General features: G+C 56.9%; 17 protein-coding genes. 4 read left to right on the top strand and 13 right to left on the bottom strand.

The genetic code is table 11. The annotated features are described in order from the left end of the window. Positions 1–28: 28 nt before the first annotated feature. From ACT3UM_RS21660 to ACT3UM_RS21610, 11 genes are all read right to left on the bottom strand, one after another. Positions 29–709: an ABC transporter ATP-binding protein gene (locus ACT3UM_RS21660; protein WP_498902123.1), complete on the bottom strand. Its 681-nt coding sequence runs from the start codon at positions 707–709 to the stop codon at positions 29–31. Then, positions 702–1,454 carry an ABC transporter ATP-binding protein gene (locus tag ACT3UM_RS21655; RefSeq protein ID WP_498902122.1) on the bottom strand — a complete coding sequence of 251 codons (753 nt, stop codon included), beginning with the start codon at positions 1,452–1,454 and terminating at the stop codon, positions 702–704. The genes ACT3UM_RS21660 and ACT3UM_RS21655 overlap by 8 nt, the downstream gene beginning before the upstream one ends. Next, on the bottom strand, positions 1,447–2,523 hold the full coding sequence (locus ACT3UM_RS21650) for a branched-chain amino acid ABC transporter permease (RefSeq protein ID WP_498902121.1): 1,077 nt from the start codon (positions 2,521–2,523) through the stop codon (positions 1,447–1,449). The genes ACT3UM_RS21655 and ACT3UM_RS21650 overlap by 8 nt, the downstream gene beginning before the upstream one ends. Continuing rightward, positions 2,516–3,436 (bottom strand): branched-chain amino acid ABC transporter permease, encoded by a 921-nt coding sequence (locus ACT3UM_RS21645; RefSeq protein ID WP_498902120.1) that lies wholly within the window; start codon positions 3,434–3,436, stop codon positions 2,516–2,518. Before ACT3UM_RS21645 ends, ACT3UM_RS21650 begins: the two co-directional genes overlap by 8 nt. Before the next feature lie 63 nt (positions 3,437–3,499). After that, on the bottom strand, positions 3,500–4,642 hold the full coding sequence (locus ACT3UM_RS21640; RefSeq protein WP_498902119.1) for an ABC transporter substrate-binding protein: 1,143 nt from the start codon (positions 4,640–4,642) through the stop codon (positions 3,500–3,502). A gap of 40 nt (positions 4,643–4,682) precedes the next feature. Next, a complete protein-coding gene (locus ACT3UM_RS21635) occupies positions 4,683–6,350 on the bottom strand; it encodes a benzoate-CoA ligase family protein (RefSeq protein ID WP_498902118.1) in 1,668 nt (555 codons plus the stop codon). 128 nt (positions 6,351–6,478) lie between these two features. Next, positions 6,479–7,612, bottom strand: coding sequence for an acyl-CoA dehydrogenase family protein (locus ACT3UM_RS21630; protein WP_498902117.1), 1,134 nt, complete (start codon positions 7,610–7,612; stop codon positions 6,479–6,481). After that, the gene (locus ACT3UM_RS21625; protein ID WP_498902116.1) at positions 7,612–8,424 is read right to left on the bottom strand and encodes an enoyl-CoA hydratase family protein; all 813 of its coding nucleotides are present in this window, start codon (positions 8,422–8,424) and stop codon (positions 7,612–7,614) included. The genes ACT3UM_RS21630 and ACT3UM_RS21625 overlap by 1 nt, the downstream gene beginning before the upstream one ends. 24 nt (positions 8,425–8,448) lie before the next feature. Continuing rightward, complete coding sequence (locus ACT3UM_RS21620) at positions 8,449–8,916, bottom strand: MarR family winged helix-turn-helix transcriptional regulator (protein WP_240716280.1); 468 nt, start codon at positions 8,914–8,916, stop codon at positions 8,449–8,451. Further along, positions 8,913–9,656: an SDR family NAD(P)-dependent oxidoreductase gene (locus tag ACT3UM_RS21615; protein WP_498902115.1), complete on the bottom strand. Its 744-nt coding sequence runs from the start codon at positions 9,654–9,656 to the stop codon at positions 8,913–8,915. The genes ACT3UM_RS21620 and ACT3UM_RS21615 overlap by 4 nt, the downstream gene beginning before the upstream one ends. Beyond that, complete coding sequence (locus tag ACT3UM_RS21610) at positions 9,653–11,938, bottom strand: bifunctional salicylyl-CoA 5-hydroxylase/oxidoreductase (protein ID WP_498902114.1); 2,286 nt, start codon at positions 11,936–11,938, stop codon at positions 9,653–9,655. Before ACT3UM_RS21610 ends, ACT3UM_RS21615 begins: the two co-directional genes overlap by 4 nt. Before the next feature lie 392 nt (positions 11,939–12,330). On the opposite strand from ACT3UM_RS21610, the gene rsd reads away from it, so the two are divergent. Further along, entirely contained in the window at positions 12,331–12,819 is a 489-nt protein-coding gene (gene rsd, locus ACT3UM_RS21605; RefSeq protein ID WP_215091320.1) for a sigma D regulator, read from the top strand. A gap of 363 nt (positions 12,820–13,182) precedes the next feature. Here rsd and ACT3UM_RS21600 read toward each other — a convergent pair whose 3' ends face one another. Both ACT3UM_RS21600 and ACT3UM_RS21595 read right to left on the bottom strand, forming a co-directional pair. Continuing rightward, positions 13,183–16,245 (bottom strand): efflux RND transporter permease subunit, encoded by a 3,063-nt coding sequence (locus ACT3UM_RS21600; protein ID WP_498902113.1) that lies wholly within the window; start codon positions 16,243–16,245, stop codon positions 13,183–13,185. After that, the gene (locus tag ACT3UM_RS21595) at positions 16,229–17,350 is read right to left on the bottom strand and encodes an efflux RND transporter periplasmic adaptor subunit (protein WP_498902112.1); all 1,122 of its coding nucleotides are present in this window, start codon (positions 17,348–17,350) and stop codon (positions 16,229–16,231) included. Before ACT3UM_RS21595 ends, ACT3UM_RS21600 begins: the two co-directional genes overlap by 17 nt. 243 nt (positions 17,351–17,593) lie before the next feature. Here ACT3UM_RS21595 and ACT3UM_RS21590 point away from each other — a divergent pair, with 243 nt between their 5' ends. The 3 genes from ACT3UM_RS21590 (at position 17,594) to ACT3UM_RS21580 (ending at position 19,180) form a co-directional block, all read left to right on the top strand. Beyond that, positions 17,594–18,568 (top strand): malate dehydrogenase, encoded by a 975-nt coding sequence (locus tag ACT3UM_RS21590; RefSeq protein ID WP_498902111.1) that lies wholly within the window; start codon positions 17,594–17,596, stop codon positions 18,566–18,568. Positions 18,569–18,696: 128 nt separating this feature from the next. Beyond that, complete coding sequence (locus tag ACT3UM_RS21585; RefSeq protein ID WP_498902110.1) at positions 18,697–18,960, top strand: DUF4160 domain-containing protein; 264 nt, start codon at positions 18,697–18,699, stop codon at positions 18,958–18,960. Continuing rightward, the gene (locus ACT3UM_RS21580; RefSeq protein WP_498902109.1) at positions 18,941–19,180 is read left to right on the top strand and encodes a DUF2442 domain-containing protein; all 240 of its coding nucleotides are present in this window, start codon (positions 18,941–18,943) and stop codon (positions 19,178–19,180) included. Before ACT3UM_RS21585 ends, ACT3UM_RS21580 begins: the two co-directional genes overlap by 20 nt. Positions 19,181–19,263 lie beyond the last annotated feature (83 nt).

Below are 19,263 nucleotides of genomic sequence, written 5' to 3'. Positions count from 1 at the left end.
ATTGTTTTCCTCCCTGCTTTATTCTCAACTACACGCCCAGGTAACGGTCACGCACCGAACTGTCCAGTGCCGCTGGCTCTCCAACCCACACCGTGCTGCCCTTTTCAAGAATGGTGCAGCGGTCAGCGATAGGCAGGATTTCGCTTAACGACTTATCCACCAGCAGCGTCGATTGCCCCTGCTCCTTAAACAGCCGAATCGCCCGCCAAATCTCCTGACGAATAACCGGTGCTAACCCTTCGGTGGCTTCATCAAGCACCAGCAGGCGCGGGTTGGTCATCAGCGCCCGGCCAATGGCCAGCATCTGCTGCTCACCGCCAGAGAGGGTCTTGGCCATTTGCGCTCGGCGTTCCTCCAAACGCGGAAACAGCGTTTCCACTTTTTCCAGTGTCCACTCACCAGGGCGCGCGGTGACCAGCAGGTTTTCACGGACGGATAAATTGGGAAAACAGCGGCGACCTTCAGGCACCAAGCCCAATCCTGCTTTGGCGATACGGTAGGCGGGCAGGCGGCGCAGGTTCTGGGATTCAAATTCAATGGTGCCGCGGCTGGCCGGGGTAAGGCCAAAGATTGAGCGAATAGTGGTGGTTTTGCCCATGCCGTTGCGGCCCATTAACGCCACCATTTCCCCGGCGTTCACCTCGAGGTTGACGCCAAAGAGCGCCTGGGAGGGGCCATAAAACGTTTCAATGTCAGCAACCTTAAGCATCAGAATCTCCCAGGTAGGCTTCACGAACGCGCGGATCCTGCCTAATCGCTTGGCTATCGCCGTGGGCGATAACGCTACCGGAGACCAGCACAGAAATACGATCGGCAAGCCGAAACACCGCTTCCATATCGTGCTCGATTAGCAGAATGGGCACTTCCAGCTTCAGCGCTTCCAGCAGCTCGGTCAGCTTTGCCGAACCTTCCGGGCCCAGGCCCGCCATGGGTTCATCCAACAGCAGGGCGCGGGGTTTAAGCGCCAGGGCGCAAGCCACCTCCACTTGACGGCGCTCACCATGGGAAAGCTCAAATACCGGCGTCCAGGCGCGATGACTAAGCTGCATGCGCTCTAGCGCTGCATACGCGGGTTCAAGCAGATGCCGGTCACGGGCGACGGGTTTCCAGAAACGAAAGCTGTGGCTCTGCAGCGCTTGAACGCCCATCATCACGTTGCGCATCACCGACAAGGGCTCTGCTAGTGAGGAAACCTGAAAACTGCGCCCCAGCCCCAATCGAGCGCGCTGGGCAATGCTCATACCGGTGATTTCGGTATCGGCTAGAAAAACACGGCCCTCATCCGGGCGTATGTTACCGGCGATTTGGCCGATCAAGGTCGACTTGCCAGCGCCATTGGGGCCAATCAGGGCGTGGATTTCGCCCTGCTGAAGATCCAGCGAAACATCGTGGGTCGCCTGCAGCGCGCCAAAGCGTTTATGCAGCTGTTGCAGCGAGAGGACGATATCACTCATTGCGCTCCCTCCCGGCTAACCAACCCATCACCCCGTGTTTGGCAAACAGCACCACGCCCAGCAGTACCAAGCCTAAAAAAAGTTGCCAATACTGAGTGATACCTCCTAGGAAGGTCTCCATCATCACAAACAGCACCGCCCCGGCCAGCGGGCCATAAAGGCGGCCAACACCGCCCAGAATGACAATGACCATCAGCTCGCCGGAAAAGTGCCAGCTGAGCATCGATGGGCTGACAAAACCGTTCAGGTCCGCGTAGAGTGCACCGGCAAGCCCGGTGATCGCCGCAGAGATAACGAATGCCACCAGCCGGATGGGGTAGGGGCTGATTCCCGCTGTTGCCAGGCGTACGTCGTTCAGTCGCGCCATGGTCAGTGCAGCGCCAAAGCGGGATTTCATCAGCCGCGAGGTGATCGCCATCGCCAGTACCAGCCCGGTGAAGCAGATCAGGAAATAGGTCAATGCATCACTACTGTCGACCAGCGGGAGGGTGTTACGAATATAGATAGGCAGTCCATCCTGACCGCCATAGGTGGGCCAGGAGTTGGCAAAGTAGTAGATCATCTGCGCAAAGGCGAGGGTGATCATGATGAAGTACACTCCGGTGGTGCGCAGCGAAATGGCACCGATCGCCAGTGCCAGCAGCGCGCACAGAGCGACAGCTGCAAGCCACACCACCAGCAAACTATGACTGCCCGGCACACTCAAGGGCCAGCTCATAAACGGCGTTAAATCAAAGGCGTGATAGGCGCTGATACCTGCCACGTAACCGCCCAAACCAAAATAGGCGGCATGGCCAAAGCTCACCATGCCGCCATAGCCAAGTGCCAGATTAAGGCCAACGGCGGCCATGGCAATGATGGTCATTCGCGAGGCAAGATTGACGTAGTAAACATGGCCCAGAAAGTAAGCCGCTACTGGAAGCAAAAATAACAGGCCGAGCAGTGTTAACTGTACAAGTCCTTTGCGATCAAAGTGGCTATCGGTGCTAGTGGTTGGCACAGTGTCAGCAGCGCCTCGGCCAGCGTTCTGGGAAAGGGGAGTAGTAGAAAGGGGAGTAGTATTAGTCATTGGCAGAAAACAGTCCCTTGGGCTTGAACGCGAGAATGACGGCCATGAGAATATAGATCAGCATCGCGGCCAGTGAAGAACCGACCCCGGTGGCTTCGGAAGGTGGCATGAAGGCTTGGAAAAAAAGCGGCAGATAGACGCGCCCCAGCGTATCGACAATACCCACCAGCAGCGCACCGAATAGTGCGCCTTTAATTGAGCCAATACCGCCGATCACGATGACCACAAAGGCCAGTATCAGCACCGGCTCGCCCATGCCGACCTGCACGGACTGTAGTGCTCCCACCAACGCACCGGCCAGGCCCGCCAGCGCAGCCCCCAAGGCAAACACCACGGTATACAGCTTTGAAATATTCACACCTAGGGCACCAATCATTTCGCGGTCACTTTCACCCGCGCGAATGCGCATGCCTAATCGCGTCCGTGAGATAAGCAGGTACAGGGCAATCGCGATAGTAATGCCCACACCAATCAGCATCAGCCGATAGATGGGATAGCGGGTATTTCCCGGCAGGGTGACGAACCCGGTAAGCCAGGAGGGGGGGCTAAGCCATAGCGGCGATGAGCCGAAGACCCAGCGTGTGCCTTCCGAAAAAATCAGTATCAGTGCAAACGTCGCCAATACCTGGTCAAGGTGGGGGCGGTGATAGAGGCGGCGTATGACAATCAGTTCCACTAACGCGCCGGCCAATGCCGCTGCTGCAATACCTGCACTCAGCCCAATCAGAAAAGAGTCGGTCGAGGCAGTGACCGCCGCCGTGGCGTAGGCGCCCACCATGTAAAAAGAGCCGTGGGCAAGATTGATCAACCCCATGACCCCGAACACCAGGGTGAGGCCGCTGGCCATCAAAAACAGCATCGTGCCGAGCTGAACGCCGTTAAGTAGTTGCTCAATTAGCAGGGTAACGGACACGTCAAACATCCTTTGCGAAGGAAAAGAGCAAAGGCTGGGCGACCACGCCCAGCCGCAGCGATATTACATCTGGCACTCTTCGAAGTAGACGTCCTGAATATCTTCAATCGCGACACCGATCAGGCGATTGGTGGGTTCACCATCGTCACCTTCCACGACTTCACGCACGTAGATATCCTGAATGGGGTGCTGGTTGGGGCCAAAGCGGAACTCACCGCGCACGCTGTCAAAGTCAGCGGCCCGCAGTGCTTCGCGGAAGGCGTCTTGATCATCGGGGTGGGCAACGTCGAGGGCGCTGAGGATAAGGTTAGCGGTGTCGTAACCCTGTGCCGCGTAAAGCGTCGGCATGCGGTCATAGGCGGCTTGGAAACCCTCTACAAAGCGAGCGTTGGCGTCATTTTCGAGGTCATAAGCCCACAGTGAGGTATTGCGTGCGCCAATCGCCGCACTGCCTACCGCCTTGATCAGGATTTCGTCAAACGAGAAGGCGGCACCAAAGATCGGCATCTCAACGCCGGAGCTCTCCCACTGCTTCATAAACGAGATGCCCATGCCACCGGGCAAGAAGAAGAACAGGCTGTCGGCATCGCTATCACGAATCTGGGCGATTTCGGCTGCATAGTCGGTCTGGCCCATCTGGGTATAAAGCTCACCGACGACCTCACCTTCATAAAGGTGTTTGAAGCCCGCCAGCGCATCGGTGCCTGCCGGGTAGTTAGGCGCCATGATGATCGGGTGCTCATAACCCTGTTCGCGCATGTAGGCACCCATGGCGCCGTGCAGATTGTCGTTCTGATACGCGACGTTGAAGTAGTTCTCGTGGCACATGCGACCCGCTAAATCGGAGGGCCCGGCATTGGGTGAGAGGTAAAAGGTGCCCTGGCGAGTCACGGAGGGGACCACCGCCATTGCCAGGTTGGACCAGATGATGCCGGTCAGAATGTCGACCTCATCACGCTGTATAAACTCATTGGCCAAACTGCGCGCCAAATCAGGACGTCTAGCGTCGTCTTGGATCAGGACTTCCACATCGTCGCGACCCGACTGCTCTAGCGCCAGCATGAAACCGTCGCGAACGTCCACACCCAGATGCGAACCGCCGCCTGAAAGGGTAGTGATCATACCGATTTTAACGTCGTCGGCGTGAGCTGTTACCAGGCTGGAGGAGAGCAGTAAGCCAAGGCCAAAGCAGGATATCATTTTCATGGATCATTCCTCATTTTTAATCGTTTTATTGCTTAGAGGGTTATACGTTGGTGCTGTTTATATGGGTGCAGGGAGAGTCAGCGCTGGGGTAATGTTCCTGGCTCAGCCGGAAGCGCTGAACCTTACCCGTGGTTGTTTTAGGTAGTGCCTCGATAAATCGTATGGAGCGAGGGTACTTATACGGCGCGATGGTCTGCTTCACGAAGTCCTGCAACATTTGCTGACACTCTTCATCTTGCTGAAATCCATCGTTTAGAACAACAAAAGCCTCGACAATCTGACCCCGCTCTTCGCTGGGTGCGCCAATCACCGCGCACTCTTTAACAGCGGGATGGGCCAGTAGTGCCGCCTCCACTTCAGGGCCTGCGATGTTATAGCCCGCCGAGACAATCATATCGTCATTGCGGGCGGCGAAATGAAAGTACCCCTCTTCATCTTGATAAAACGCATCGCCGGTAATATTCCAGCCATCTTTGACGTATTTTTGCTGGCGCTGATCGGCTAGATAGCGGCAGCCGGTAGGGCCACGTACGGCAAGCTTACCCACCGTGCCGCGAGGTACATCATTCATCGCGTCATCAACAATACGTGCTTGGTAGCCTGTTACCGGTCTACCGGTGCAGTTGGGGTGATGGTCATCCAGGCGGTTGGAGATAAAGATATGCAGCATTTCCGTCGAGCCAATGCCGTCAATGATGGGCGTGCCGGTTTGCTTGATCCAGTCATGATAAATCGGCGCGGGCAGGGTTTCACCAGCGGAAACCGCGACGCGCAGGCTGCTTAAATCCTCATGACGAGTGGGTACGGAGAGCATGGCCCGGTAAGCCGTGGGTGCGGTAAATACTACCGTGGCCTGATACTCGCGGATAATATCCATCATATTGGGTGGGGAGGCGTGTTCGAGCAGCACGGCGGTGGCGCCAAAGCGCAGCGGAAAGATTGCCAATCCACCCAAGCCGAAAGTGAAGGCCAGTGGCGGTGAGCCGACAAACACATCCTCCGGGGTTACCTGTAGCACTTCCTTGGCGTAGCCATCGGCAATCACCAGCAGGTCGCGGTGAAAATGCATGGTAGCTTTGGGTGAACCAGTAGTGCCCGAAGTAAATCCAAGCAGCGCCACATCGTCGGCGGCGGTATCCACGGCATTAAAAGTGGCAGGTTTGCTGAGTGCCAGGCGGTCAAGTTCCGCATCATGATTGGCGGTGCCATCAAAGCCGACAATACGCGTAAGTGCTGGGCTCAGTGCCTGGCACTCAACCAGCTCATCCAGCAGGCGGGTATCACAGAGAGCAAGGCTGATTTCGGCCTTATCAATCACCTGGCAAAGCTCTTTGGTGCGTAGCATGGGCATGGTGTTGACCACCACGGCGCCTGCCTTCGTAGCCGCTAGCCAACAGGCCACCATGGCGGGGTTATTGGCCGAGCGAATCAACACCCGCTGGCCGGTAGTCACACCCAGATCTTCCACCAGCACATGGGCGAGGCGGTTGGTCCACTCGGTGAGTTCCTGATAAGTGCGCCGTCGTCCGTTGCCCGCTAGGGCAATGCGTTCGCCGTGGCCCTGGTCGAGCAGCCGGTCGCAGAGCTCAACGCCGGCGTTAATTCGCTCAGGGTACTCGGAGCCCGCGAGCAGAAACTCGGGCTGACGATCAATGGGTGGCAGGTTATCCCGCGCAAAAGTATCAGCATGGGCCGACTGGATGTACATGACCAACCTCCGTATTTAGAGTCGTTGTTTATTCCTAACGACGCCTCTACATGAAGCGTTATCAGGGATACGGTGTCTGGCGTTGTGTTTTATTGTTTGGTGTAAAACCTTGTTCGGCTTTTTGCTGCTTACCCCTCCGCGAGCATGCTGCGGGCGATAACGACTTTCTGTACGTCCGAAGCACCTTCATAAATACGCAGCGCGCGGATTTCCCGGTAGAGGCTTTCGATAATGTGGCCTTTGCGAACGCCATCACCGCCGTGTAGTTGTACCGCCTGGTCAATCACCAACTGGGCCTGATCGGTGGCAAACAGCTTTGCCATGGCCGCTTCGCGAGTTACTCGCTCGGCGCCTTGATCTTTGATCCAGGCGGCGCGATACACCAGCAGGGCGGCGGCATCCACATTGAGTGCCATGTCGGCCAAGTGACCCTGCACCATTTGCAGATCGGAAAGGGTGGCGCCAAACAGCTCGCGAGAGCGGCTGCGGGAAAGCGACTCCTCCAGCGCACGGCGGGCGAACCCCAGCGCGGCGGCGCCGACCGTGGAGCGGAAAACGTCCAGCACCGACATGGCAATCCGAAAGCCTTGCCCAGGCTGGCCGATCAAAGCGCTAGCAGGCAGCACCATGTCGTCAAAGCCCAGCCGCGCTAGCGGATGAGGCGCCACTGATTCCAAGCGCTCAAGAATCTCTAGCCCGGGCGTATCCGCGGGCACTAAAAAGGCCGAAAGCCCTTTGGCGCCGAGGCCTTCACCGGTGCGGGCGAAGACGGTGTAGATATCGGCAATGCCGCCGTTAGAGATCCAGGTTTTCTCGCCATTAATACGGTAGCTATCGCCATCGCGCTCGGCGGTGGTATCCAGTTGGGCCACATCAGAGCCAGAGCGGGGCTCGCTAAGGGCAAACGCGGAGACCGCTTCACCGCTGCGGGTTCTGTCCAGCCACTGCTTCTGCTCATCGCTGCCGTATAGGCTAATCGCGCCGGTTCCCAGGCCCTGCATGGCAAAGGCGAAATCGGCCAGGCCGTCGTGGCGGGCGAGCGTTTCGCGAATCAGGCACAGGCTGCGCACATCGATATGCTCACCCGCAGTGCCTTTTAAGAAGCCTGCTTTGCCCAGGTCGCGCACTAACTGAATACAGGTGGCATCCACATCGCTGTGGTCGCGGGGCAGTGCAGCACGGCACCACGCCTCAAGCTGCTCGGAAAGTTCGCGATGTTTAGCCTCAAAGAAGGGCCATGCTAGAAAGCTTTTGTCGCTCATTAGTCCCCCTTAAACTCAGGCTTTTGTTTGGCTACAAAGGCGTGGTAGGCGCGTGCAAAATCATTGGTTTGCATACAGATCGCTTGGGCCTGGGCTTCCGATTCGATGGCCTGCTCCAGGCTCATCGACCACTCCTGGTTTAACTGGGTTTTGGTAATGCTGTGAGCAAAGGTAGGGCCTTTAGCTAGTCGGGTAGCGTAGGCGATGGCGTCTTCTTCAAGGGCTCCCGGTTCGACCACCCGGTTGTAGAAGCCCCACTGCAAGCCCTCTTCAGCGCTCATGCTACGACCGCTGTAGAGCAGGTCGGCGGCGCGGCCCTGGCCGATAATGCGCGGCAGCATGGCGCAGGCCCCCATATCGCAGCCTGCTAGCCCTACACGGGTAAACAAAAACGCCGTGCTGGCGCGGGGAGTGGCAAAGCGGATATCCGAAGACATGGCGATAATTGCCCCCGCCCCCATGCAGATGCCGTCGACAGCAGCGATAATCGGCTTGCCGCAGTTGAGCATGGCCTTCACTAAATCCCCCGTCATGCGGGTAAATTCGAGCAGGCCTTTCATATCCTTGCCCACCAGGGGGCCGATGATTTCATGCACATCGCCGCCGGAGCAGAAGTTCTCGCCGTTGGAGGTAAACACCACGGCGTGGACATCGGAGGCGTAGGCCAGATCGCGGAAGGTATCGCGCAGCTCAGCGTAGCTCTCAAAGGTCAGCGGGTTTTTGCGTTCCGGGCGGTTGAGCCGGATAACGGCGACTCCACCTCTCATTTCCCAGATAAAGTGCTCGGGGGTTAAGCCAGCCATACTCTTCATATTGTTGTTCTCGCCTGTCGGTGATTAATGGGCATCGTTAGGAGAAGCGGGTAAGCGATGCAGCAACTCGCCGATATGGTGGGCGTCCTCTTCGCTCACCCCCTCAAATAGCGCATTGATCCAGCGCTCATGCTCAACGGCCATGCCTCTAAAGGTGTCTCTGCCAGCCACGGTTAGGCAGACCCGCGTAGCGCGTCGGTCGCCCTCAATGGCAATACGCTCCACGGCACCATCCTCCACCAGGCGATCAATAATCCCGGTAACGTTGCCGTTGGAAACCCGCAGCCGCTTGGAGAGCTCGTTCATTTTCAAACCCTCCTCAGCGGCATAGAGTGCAGCCATCACATCGAAGCGGGGCAGCGTAGAGTCGTGCTCGGTACGTAGCCGTTCACGCAGCTCCGACTCCACCTGGCGGGTAACCCGCAGCATGCGCAGCCATAAGCGCAGGCGCTCTTTGCTTAAACTGTTTCCAGCCACATCCCCTGCCGTCATACTTCACCCCCTGAAATTGAGATCGCCTGGCCGTTAATCGCGCCGCTGTTAGGGCCGCATAGCCAGAGGGCTGTGGCGGTCACCTCGGCGGGGGTGACTAAGCGTCCGGTGGGGTTGGTAGATTCAAAATGAGAGGTCGCCTGTTCGGCGGATTGGCCGGTTTTGGCCACAATATTATCGACGCTTGCTGCCAGTAAGGGGGTGTCGGTGAATCCAGGGCAGAGTGCATTAACGGTGATATTGCGTGTGGCTGTTTCAGCCGCCAGAGAACGAACCAGGCCTACCACGCCATGCTTTGCCGCGCAGTAAGCGCCCACATAAGCGTAGCCTTTAAGCCCAGCGGTGGAGGCCACGGCGATCAATCGTCCGCCGTCATTTAACTGTTTCAAGCCTTCCCTCAGGGTTAAAAACACACCGCTTAGATTAACGTTGAGCATCCGCTGCCACTGCTCGAAAGAGGTCTTGGCGAACGGAGCGCTCTCAGCTGCTCCGGCGTTGGCGATGACGATATCGACCCTGCCAATTCTTTCGAACAGCGCCACCATGGCGGCCTCATCGGTAACGTCGACCACGGCGAAATCAAGGTGACGGTGCTGATCTGCCACCGCTTGAAGGGCAGCTTCCCGACGACCGGTAATCGTGACCTGGGCGCCTGCTTCGGCAAAGGCCAATGCCATATCGGCACCAATGCCGCTGCCACCGCCGGTAATCACCACGCGCTTATCTTTGAACAGCGTCATACCCACCCCTCGCCACGTTCAGCCAGGCGCTGCAACTGATCCGCACCTGCCCGGTAGGGCGCAGGCCACTCGACCTCGCTATCACCCAAGCCTGCGGCAACGTGCAGCGTCCAGTAAGGGGCAGCCAGGTGGGGGCGGGCAATGCAGACCAAGTCAGCGCGCCCCGCCATTAGAATCGAGTTCACATGGTCGGCCTGATAAATATTGCCCACCGCCATGGTGGCAATCGATGCCTCGTTTCGGATCCGGTCTGAGAAAGGCGTTTGGAACATACGCCCATACACCGGCTTTGCCTGGGTGGAGGTTTGTCCCGCAGAAACATCAACGATATCCACCTCCGCATCCCGCAGCCGTTTAGCGATCTCCACAGCGTCGTCGGGAGTAATCCCTTCATCGCCGCACCAGTCATTGGCAGAAATACGCACAGACAGCGGTTTGTGGGCGGGCCAAACGCTGCGCACGGCGTTAATCACCTCAAGCGGATAGCGCAGGCGGTTGTCCAGCGAACCGCCATACTCGTCGTCACGGTGATTGGTTAAAGGAGTGATAAACGAAGAGAGCAGGTAGCCGTGGGCGGCGTGAATCTCGATCATATCGAAGCCTGCCCGGTCGGCCATTAGCGCTGCACTGACAAATTCATCGCGGACAAGATCCATATCTTGCCGAACCATGGCTTTGGGCACTTGGTTGCGCGCTGACCAGGGCAGCTCAGAGGCTGCCATTATCGGCCAGTTGCCGTCGGCAAGCGGGGCGTCCATCTCCTGCCAACCCAGCTGGGTAGAACCCTTCGCGCCGGAGTGGCCGATTTGGGCACACAGCTTGGCTTTAGTTTCTGTATGCACAAAATCGCATAGCCGTTTCCAGGCTGTTTCATGCTCCGGGGCGTACAGCCCTGGGCAGCCAGGGGTAATCCGCCCGGTGGGGCTAACGCAGGTCATCTCGGTATACACCAGGCCCGCGCCGCCTTTGGCCCGCTCGGCGTAGTGGCTAAAGTGCCAATCGGTAGGGCAGCCATCCACGGCTTTGTACTGCGCCATGGGGGAGACCACCACGCGGTTAATCAGCGTCATATCGCGCAGTTGGTAGGGCGCAAACATTGGCGCCCGGGCACTGTCAGGGTTGCCCGCCTGGGTTTGAAACCAACGCTCGGCGCTCTCCAGCCACTGTGGGTCGCGTACCCGCAGGTTTTCGTGACTGATGCGCTGGGAACGGGTCAATAGCGAGTAGTTGAACTGCACCGGGTCGAGATCCAGGTAGCGCTCCACCTGCTCAAACCACTCGGTGGAGTTGCGCGCTGCGGACTGTAAACGCAGCACCTCGAAACGGCGCTCCTCTTCGTAGCGGGCAACGGCAGCTTGCATACTGTTTTCACTATGCAAGCAGTTAGCCAGCGAGATAGCGCTTTCCAGAGCGAGCTTGGAGCCGGAGCCAATCGAGAAGTGGGCAGTCGCTGCGGCATCTCCCATCAGTACTACGTTTTCATAGCTCCAGCGCTCGCAAAGTACTCGTGGAAAGTTGATCCACGCCGATCCACGAATGTGGTTGGCGTTGGTCATCAAGGCATGACCATCCAGATGCTTGGCAAAGATGCGCTCGCAAACCGTGATTGATTCCTGCTGGTTCATATCGCCAAATCCAAACGCCTGCCAGGTGGCTTCGCTGCACTCAACGATAAAGGTCGCTGTATCCTTATCAAATTGATACGCGTGAGCCCAGACCCAGCCATGCTCGGTCTTCTCGAAGATAAAGGTAAAGGCGTCGTTGAAGGTCTGGTGCGTACCTAGCCAAACGAATTTACACGCCCGCACATCAATATCGGGTTTGAAATGTTCGGCATAGGTTTGGCGGGTGCGGGAGTTGAGGCCATCGGCGGCGAGTACCAGGTCATACTCTTTTCGGTACTGCTCAATAGTGTCTTCCGTTGCATCGGTTTCAAAGCGCATCTCAACGCCCAGCTCGCGAGCGCGCTCTTGGAGCAGAATTAGCAGTTGGCGGCGGCCGATGCCGCAAAAGCCGTGGCCGGTGGAGACCGTTTTTACGCCTTTATGAACGACTGCAATATCATCCCAATAAGCGAAATGCTCACGGATACGCTCAGCACTCACCGGGTCGTTCGCCGCCAGGTTATCCAGGGTTTCGTCTGACAGCACCACGCCCCAGCCAAAGGTATCGTCTGCACGGTTGCGCTCGATGACCACCATCTCATGAGAGGGATCCTGCAGCTTCATGCTAATAGCAAAATAGAGGCCGGCAGGCCCTCCACCCAGGCAGGCGATTTTCATTATTCTTCTCCACGGGAAAATACACTCTGTTTTGAAGATAGGAGAGGTATGTGTAAAATTCAAGCTTAAAATGTTTAGGTTTAAAATATATTTTGACGAATATTTGACACCCGAAAGTCGCCTTTACTCGCAATGGCGACCGGAAGGTGAGAACATAAATATAATTAATGTAATGCTGGTGTTAGCCGCTTGAGAGCAGTGTTTATGCGGCGTATTCAAAAGCGTTATTAGCAGTAAACGTTAAGTACCAAAGAAACCGTACCCGCTGGGATTGACAGCGGTAGGAGGAGGCGCGAACCTAGGCCTATCGTTGTTCTGAACGGCTAAGCACAGTCAAAAGTAGTGTCTTTAAAAGGTGCTTAGTCAAAAGGTGAGTTTAAGGAGAAAGCCCCATGCTCGAAGATTGCAAAAATGCCCTGGAGCGCTGGGGTGGCGTGCACACGTTGATCGACCGCTGGCTGGATCAGCGTCGTCAGCTATTGATTAGCTTTATCGAGCTAAAGGAAGCGTGTGATGCTGAGCTGGAAGCGGTGAGCAAAGCACCCATCGATACTTTCAGTGAGCTGTTGATGGATTACATCAGCGCCGGACACTTTGAGATCTATCCGCAGCTTTCAGAAGAGGCGCAGGCCTTTGGTGATGAAAGCGCGCTTGTCATTGCGGAAAAATTGCTCGAACGTTTAGAAATGTCCACCGAGATGGTCTTGGAGTTTGATACCGATTTTGGCTCCACGCTCAGCTGCGAGCAAAATATCGCCCGCCTACCTGCCTGGATCGACCGTTTAGCCCGCGGCCTTACCGAACGCTTTGCGCTGGAAGACCAGTTAATCGCACGTTTACACGCTGCCCACAGTCCGCAAAATACCAAAGCACCTGCCTAAGAAACAGCCCAGGTTTTGTAGGAGCTCAATTTATTGAGCGATCAGCAGTAATTGTGCCGCCGAAATTTATCGCTCGTAGAGGGTCTAATCGCCCGACAAGTCGGGCTCCTACATTGGCTGGATGCGTGCATCTGACTTCGTAGGAGCTCAATTTATTGAGCGATCAGCATTAATTGTGCCGCCAAAATTTATCGCTCGTAGAGGGTCTAATCGCCCGACAAGTCGGGCTCCTACATTGGCTGGATGCGTGCATCGGACTTCGTAGGAGCTCAATTTATTGAGCGATCAGCAGTAATTGTGCCGCCAAAATTTATCGCTCGTAGAGGGTCTAATCGCCCGACAAGTCGGGCTCCTACAGGGCATTCAGCGACGTTTACCCCCAATCACCAACATACAAGGCGTGAGCAGCAGGGTAAGCGCGGTGGCAAAGGTGAGGCCGCCTGCGATGGCGCTCGACATCTGTGTCCACCACTGGGCGGAGGGGGCATTAAAGCCGAGCGCAGGGGTAAACAGATCGACATTGATCCCCAGCACCATCGGCATCAATCCGAGCACCGTGGTAATCGCCGTTAAAAGCACTGGGCGTAGGCGCAAACAGCCCGCTTCAAGCGCGGCCTCGCCGGGTGTCATACCTTGGCCGCGTAGCTCGTTGTAGGTATCGATCAAGACGATATTGTTATTGACCACAATACCCGCCAGAGCAATCACGCCCATGCCCACCATCACAATGCCAAAAGCTTGACCAGTAATCAGTAGGCCCATCAAAACTCCGGCAGTGGAGAACACAATCGCCGAAAGTACCAAGCCCGCCTGATAGAAACTGTTGAACTGGGTTACCAGAATCAGCGCCATCAAACCAATAGCAATCATGAACGCGCTGGCCAGGAACTGCATCGACTCCTGCTGATCCTCCTGCTCACCCGCCACATTGACCATTAAGCCATCAGGCAGGCTGTCGCTGCCAGCCTCTAGCAGCGCGCCTAGGCGCTCATCAGCGAGATAGCCGGGGGGAAGGTCGGCGTCTATCGTAATGGCGCGTCGGCCATCAATGCGATTCAGCGTACCGACTTTAGGTGCCGGTTCCAGGGTCACAAAATGGGAGATGGGCACCTGACCCCGCTGGGTATTGATCGTCAAGCGCTCGAGCTGATCCAGTGAGCGCCAGTTTTGCGGTAGGCGCACGCGGATATCCACTTCATCGCTGACTTCGGGCGGCCGATAGCTCGCCACTTGCAGTCCCGTGGTCAGCAACTGCACCGCGCTACCAATGGTGGTGACATCGGTTCCCATGCGCGCCGCGGCCTCACGATCCACGTTAACCCGCCACTCCACGCCCGGCACGCTGCGGTTATCCTGAATGTCGGTAAAGCCGCCCAGTTCACGCATTAGCTGGGTTAGCTGATTAACCCCTGCATCGGCAACCTCAGCATTCGTGGCGCTCACTTCCAGCACAATCGGTTTGCCGCCGCCAGGGCCCATCTCCTGCTCCTGAAACTCTAACGTAATACCGGGAATATCCCCTGCGCGCTCGGCCATATCGTCCAAAATAGCCTGGGCGGGGCGGCGCTCATGCCAGTCGATAAACTGAAACTGCAGCATGCCAATCACATCGTTACCCATCTGCTCGTTAGGCACGGCAAATGAGCGAGCATACAGCGCCCGCACTTCGCTCATGCCAGACAGTTTGGCTTCTACTCGCTGCACGATGGCATCCGTTTCCACGGCGGAAAAGTCGCCTCGGGCACGCACCAATACTTGAGCGCTATCAGGCTCTACGCTGGGGAAAAAATCGACGCCGTGATTGAAGCGCGCATAGCCGGTATACAGCAGCGCCATTAACAGCACCGTCACTAGCAGCACCCAGGCAGGGTGCATCAGCAGCCTGGACAGCAGATGGCGATAGCCGCGCCCGAATGACGTTGTGGATTCTTCATGATTTGTCGTTGATTGCTTGGCATCGCTACGGGTAAACAGGCGCCCCAGCGTGGGCAAAAATATCAGCGCCATGGCAAGCGACGCCAGCAGGCATAAAATCACCGTGGCAGGCAGGTACTTCATAAACTGGCCGACCACGCCGGGCCAAAACAGTAGAGGAATAAACACCGCCAGCGTCGTGGCCGTTGAGGCAATCACAGGCCAGCTCATCCGCGAAGCGGCGTTTAGCCAAGCTTCATGAGGCGTTTGACCATCCCGCAAATGGCGATCAGCAAGTTCACTGACCACGATGGCACCGTCAACCAGCATGCCCGCCACCAGAATCAGCGCAAACAACACCACAATATTGAGCGTAAAGCCAAATGCCCACACCAGCAGGATGCCGGTCAAAAAGGCCCCAGGAATGGTAAGCCCCACCAGCAGCGCCATGCGCCATCCCATCACCGCCACCACCACAATCAGCACCAGCACCACGGCGGTCAGTACGTTGTTGAGTAGCTCAGAGAGCATATTCTCCACGGTGGTCGACTCATCCAGAATGGTGGTGAAACGTAACTGCTCGGGAAGCAGGTCGTCGGCTTCGGCCAATCGTTCACGTACCGCGCCAATGGTGGCGATAATATTCGCCCCCGCGCGTTTGGAAATTTCCAGCACCACCGCGGGCTGGCCATCAATGCGGGCGAAGCCTTCCGGCTCTTTATAGGTGGGGTTGATCCACGCCACATCGCCAAAGGTAACGACACGATCCTCATCGACCTTGACCGGCATATTCATGACGTCCTCAAGGGACTCAATAATACCGGGGACTTTTAACGCCAGTCGCCCCGCGCCGGTATCCAAGCTGCCCGCTGCCACCAAGCGGTTATTGCGCGATACCTGATTAAACAGCGCATCAAAATCGACCCCGTAGCTCTCCAGCACCAGCGGATCAACGACGATTTCCAGCAGGTCTTCCCGCTCACCGGCAATGTCGACTTCGAGCACATCGGCGATGCCCTCGATTTCTTCCTGCAGGCGCCGGGCAATGGTCATTCGCTCGCGGGTGTCCAACTGCCCCGAAAGGCCGATGGTCAACACCGGAAACTCCGATACATTGACCTCCATCACCCGTGGCTCATCCGCTTCCGAAGGCAACTCGCTGCGGGCAATATCCACTCGGTCACGCACATCGGTTAGCGCGGTGTCGGGGTCAAAGCCAGGGTCGAACTCCAGCGTGATCGAGCCATGGCCTTCGCTGGATTGGGCGGTGAACTTGCGTAGTCCTTCAATACCACGCAGCTCTTGCTCCATAGGGCGAATCAGCAGCCGCTCGCCATCCTCAGGGCTTACGCCCTCCAGCGACAACGAGACGTAAATCATCGGGATGGTGACGTCGGGGTTGGCTTCTTTAGGAATCATCTGCCAAGCAGTGATGCCCGCTAATAGCAGGCTCACCAACAGCAGTAGCGTCGTACGGGTGTGGGCTAGCGCCGCATCAATCAACTGGCGCATGAACGCTATCCTGCCCGGCTTGCGGTTGCGAAATAATGGCTTCCTCAACGGGCACCGGTGTGACCGTTTCGCCGGTGTCTACCATGCCAGCCCCCAGCGTAATCAGGCGTAGCTGATTGGGTAAGCCGGTCACGTAGGCGCGTTGCGTATCGGCACTCACCAGCTCCACGGCGGTCTGCTGCACCTGATCGTTCTCATCCAGGTGCTTGACCGCCAGTTGGCCTTCACTGTTCAAGCTGAGCAGGGCAGGCGACAGAGTGTGCACCTGGCGTGGGGGCAGGGTAATTGTCAGTTCCGCACTACCACCGGCAAGACGTTTGCCCGCAGGGTTATCGAGGGTGGCTTCGATGTAAAAAGTGCGCGTGGCCTCTTCGGCGCGGTGGCTAATAAAAGTCAGCTCGCCTTCTAAAGAGTCGCCGTTCAGCAGCCGGGCGGTGACCGGCAGGCCCTCGCTCAAATCGCCTACCTGCTGCTGGGACACCCAGGCAGCACCCTTCAAGCGGCGGTCATTCACCAACTGGCCCCACTCTTCGCCGGGCTGCAGTAAATCGCCTAGCTCCACCTTTACGCGATCGAGCACACCATCAAAAGGGGCGGTGGGGCGGCTATCATCCAGCTGGTTTTGCAACTGCGCCACCGAGGCGGCGCTGGCGCTCAAGGCGCTCTGCAGGCGCAGTAGCTCTGGCTGGGAGATCAGCTCCCGCTGGCGTAGGTTGCGCGCGCCGGCGTACTCTGCTTCGGCGACCGCTAGCTCGTCCCGGGCCTGCTGCAGTTGTTCAGGCAGGGCGTCGTTATCCAGCACTAACAGGGTTTCGCCCGCCTCAACGCGGCTGCCTTGGGCAACCGGTTTTTCAGCCACAAACCCCGCTATGTTGGCGCGTAGGGTCGTTTCACGTTCAGCGGTCAACTGGCCTTGAACAATCTGCTGGGGAATAAAGGGCGTGCTCTGCTGAACCGCAATTTCAACCCGTGGCCCCGAGTCGCTACGGGGAGAGGTTTCCGGCGCACTGGTTTGAAAACGCTGAAAATTGCCAAAAGCGAGCCATATCACCAGCGCCAGTACCAGTAGGCTAGCCAAGGCATAAGAGAAGGGTATTCTTCGCATGGGGGCGTCCATGTCCTTAGCATTACAAGAAAGGAGGGCGAAAAGCCGAAGACACCATAGCGCAACTCAGCCTTTTCAGCGAGTGGCACGCCATGGGGTGGAAAGCATGTGTGTCAAATGGCAAGTAGTCTCATGTCTGATTGAGTTTTTGCCCGGCTGGGCATACCATCTTTGCGTCTTGAGTTCTGTTAAGCCACTCCTCAGGCGAGAACCATCCCTAGGCGAACCAATCAAGGAGCAATGATGAAAGATCCAGTACGTATTGCGATTACCGGCGGCGCCGGTCAGATCAGCTACTCACTCATTTTCCGCATCGCCGCTGGCGACATGCTGGGGCCGGATCAACCCGTCATTCTCCAGCTGCTGGAAATTCCCCAGGCAATGGACGCCCTGAACGGCGTGGTAATGGAAGTTAACGACTGTGCCTTCCCGCTGGTACAAGACATCATTGCCACTGATGACCCGAACGTCGCGTTCAAAGACGCTGACTTCGCCCTGCTGGTAGGCGCACGTCCGCGTGGTCCGGGTATGGAGCGTAAAGACCTGCTGGAAGCCAACGCAGCGATCTTCTCCGTACAAGGTAAAGCGCTGAACGATCACGCTAGCCGTGATGTGAAAGTGCTGGTTGTCGGTAATCCGGCTAACACCAACGCGCTGATTGCTTCCTGCAACGCGCCGGATCTTGACGCAGGTCAGTTCACTGCCATGACGCGTCTGGACCACAACCGCGCCCTGACGCAGCTGGCACAGAAAACCGGCAAGCACGTCACTGACATTGAAAACATGATCATCTGGGGCAATCACAGTGCCACCCAGTATCCGGATCTGGCCCAGTGCAAAGTCGACGGCAAAGCCGCGTTTGATCTGGTTGAGCGCGACTGGTACGAAAACGACTTTATCCCCACCGTGCAACAGCGCGGCGCGGCGATCATCAAAGCACGTGGCGCCTCTTCCGCCGCTTCTGCTGCCTCTTCAGCCATCGACCATATGCACGACTGGGCGTTGGGCTCCAAAGGCATCGTCAGCATGGCGATTCCATCTGACGGCAGCTACGGCATCGAAGAAGGCATCATCTACTCCTACCCAGTGCGTTGCCAGGGTGGCAAGTATGAAATCGTTCAAGGTTTCGAAATTGACGAATTCAGCCAAGAGAAGATGAAAGCCACCGAGAAAGAACTGCGTGAAGAGCGTGCAGCCGTCGAGCACCTGCTCGGCTAAACGCGCCCGCTGACGCTTTTAGATAAGCGTCAGTCAACGCCAAACCCCGTAAGTGTGATGCTTGCGGGGTTTTTTATTGCTGAGATTCGCCTGGGGCTTTGCAAGTGACGGTATGGCTAGGGGTTGCTATGCTTCTAGTCTCAAAGGCAGAGGTAATTGAAGTGCCAACGTTACTAAATGAAAAAGGCTTCAAGTTCTTTTTTTACGCCAATGAACACCCTCCACCCCATGTGCATGTGATGAAGTCAGATGGCTGGGCTAAAGTGGAGATTGAGACTGAAGTCGTGGTTTATTCATCATTAAAGAAGCAGGAGCTCAAGGAGTGCCTTGGGTTGATTAGCTCGCATAAACAGCAATTTTTGGAGACTTGGAATGACTGGTTTAGCAGGTAAAGAAGTCCATTTTGATGACCATTACCTCCATGTCGAGCTGAGCGATGGGAGGCGTATCTCAACACCTATGAACTGGTATCCCGAGCTTGAGCAGGCCTCTGTTAAGGTGCTGCGGCATTACCAATTTATTTGTGACGCCACAGGCATAGAGTGGCCAGATATTGATTACCATTTGAGTATTGCCGCAATGTTGGAAACTCGTTCACAAAAGGTCGCTTAAGCGCGCGACGGTGCCGGGGGTTGGTTGGGTGCCACCAGGCGCCGTTCCGCCGCCTCCCGCGGGTGCCTAAAACGCTCGTTAAA

Origin of the sequence: Halomonas sp. AOP13-D3-9 (assembly GCF_052379125.1) — a bacterium.
Classification (GTDB): Bacteria; Pseudomonadota; Gammaproteobacteria; order Pseudomonadales; family Halomonadaceae; genus Vreelandella.
This window is presented reverse-complemented; position numbering and strand designations above follow the sequence as displayed.

Bases quoted from the DNA above. Each gene is read 5' to 3' on its own strand.
- ACT3UM_RS21590 (WP_498902111.1), top strand. From the start codon at position 17,594: ATGAAAGATCCAGTACGTATTGCGATTACCGGCGGCGCCGGTCAGATC.
- ACT3UM_RS21660 (WP_498902123.1), bottom strand. From the start codon at position 709: ATGCTTAAGGTTGCTGACATTGAAACGTTTTATGGCCCCTCCCAGGCG.
- ACT3UM_RS21620 (WP_240716280.1), bottom strand. From the start codon at position 8,916: ATGACGGCAGGGGATGTGGCTGGAAACAGTTTAAGCAAAGAGCGCCTG.
- ACT3UM_RS21585 (WP_498902110.1), top strand. From the start codon at position 18,697: ATGCTTCTAGTCTCAAAGGCAGAGGTAATTGAAGTGCCAACGTTACTA.
- ACT3UM_RS21655 (WP_498902122.1), bottom strand. From the start codon at position 1,454: ATGAGTGATATCGTCCTCTCGCTGCAACAGCTGCATAAACGCTTTGGC.
- ACT3UM_RS21610 (WP_498902114.1), bottom strand. From the start codon at position 11,938: ATGAAAATCGCCTGCCTGGGTGGAGGGCCTGCCGGCCTCTATTTTGCT.
- ACT3UM_RS21595 (WP_498902112.1), bottom strand. From the start codon at position 17,350: ATGCGAAGAATACCCTTCTCTTATGCCTTGGCTAGCCTACTGGTACTG.
- ACT3UM_RS21615 (WP_498902115.1), bottom strand. From the start codon at position 9,656: ATGACGCTGTTCAAAGATAAGCGCGTGGTGATTACCGGCGGTGGCAGC.
- ACT3UM_RS21635 (WP_498902118.1), bottom strand. From the start codon at position 6,350: ATGTACATCCAGTCGGCCCATGCTGATACTTTTGCGCGGGATAACCTG.
- ACT3UM_RS21630 (WP_498902117.1), bottom strand. From the start codon at position 7,612: ATGAGCGACAAAAGCTTTCTAGCATGGCCCTTCTTTGAGGCTAAACAT.
- ACT3UM_RS21625 (WP_498902116.1), bottom strand. From the start codon at position 8,424: ATGAAGAGTATGGCTGGCTTAACCCCCGAGCACTTTATCTGGGAAATG.
- ACT3UM_RS21640 (WP_498902119.1), bottom strand. From the start codon at position 4,642: ATGAAAATGATATCCTGCTTTGGCCTTGGCTTACTGCTCTCCTCCAGC.
- rsd (WP_215091320.1), top strand. From the start codon at position 12,331: ATGCTCGAAGATTGCAAAAATGCCCTGGAGCGCTGGGGTGGCGTGCAC.
- ACT3UM_RS21580 (WP_498902109.1), top strand. From the start codon at position 18,941: ATGACTGGTTTAGCAGGTAAAGAAGTCCATTTTGATGACCATTACCTC.
- ACT3UM_RS21650 (WP_498902121.1), bottom strand. From the start codon at position 2,523: ATGACTAATACTACTCCCCTTTCTACTACTCCCCTTTCCCAGAACGCT.
- ACT3UM_RS21600 (WP_498902113.1), bottom strand. From the start codon at position 16,245: ATGCGCCAGTTGATTGATGCGGCGCTAGCCCACACCCGTACGACGCTA.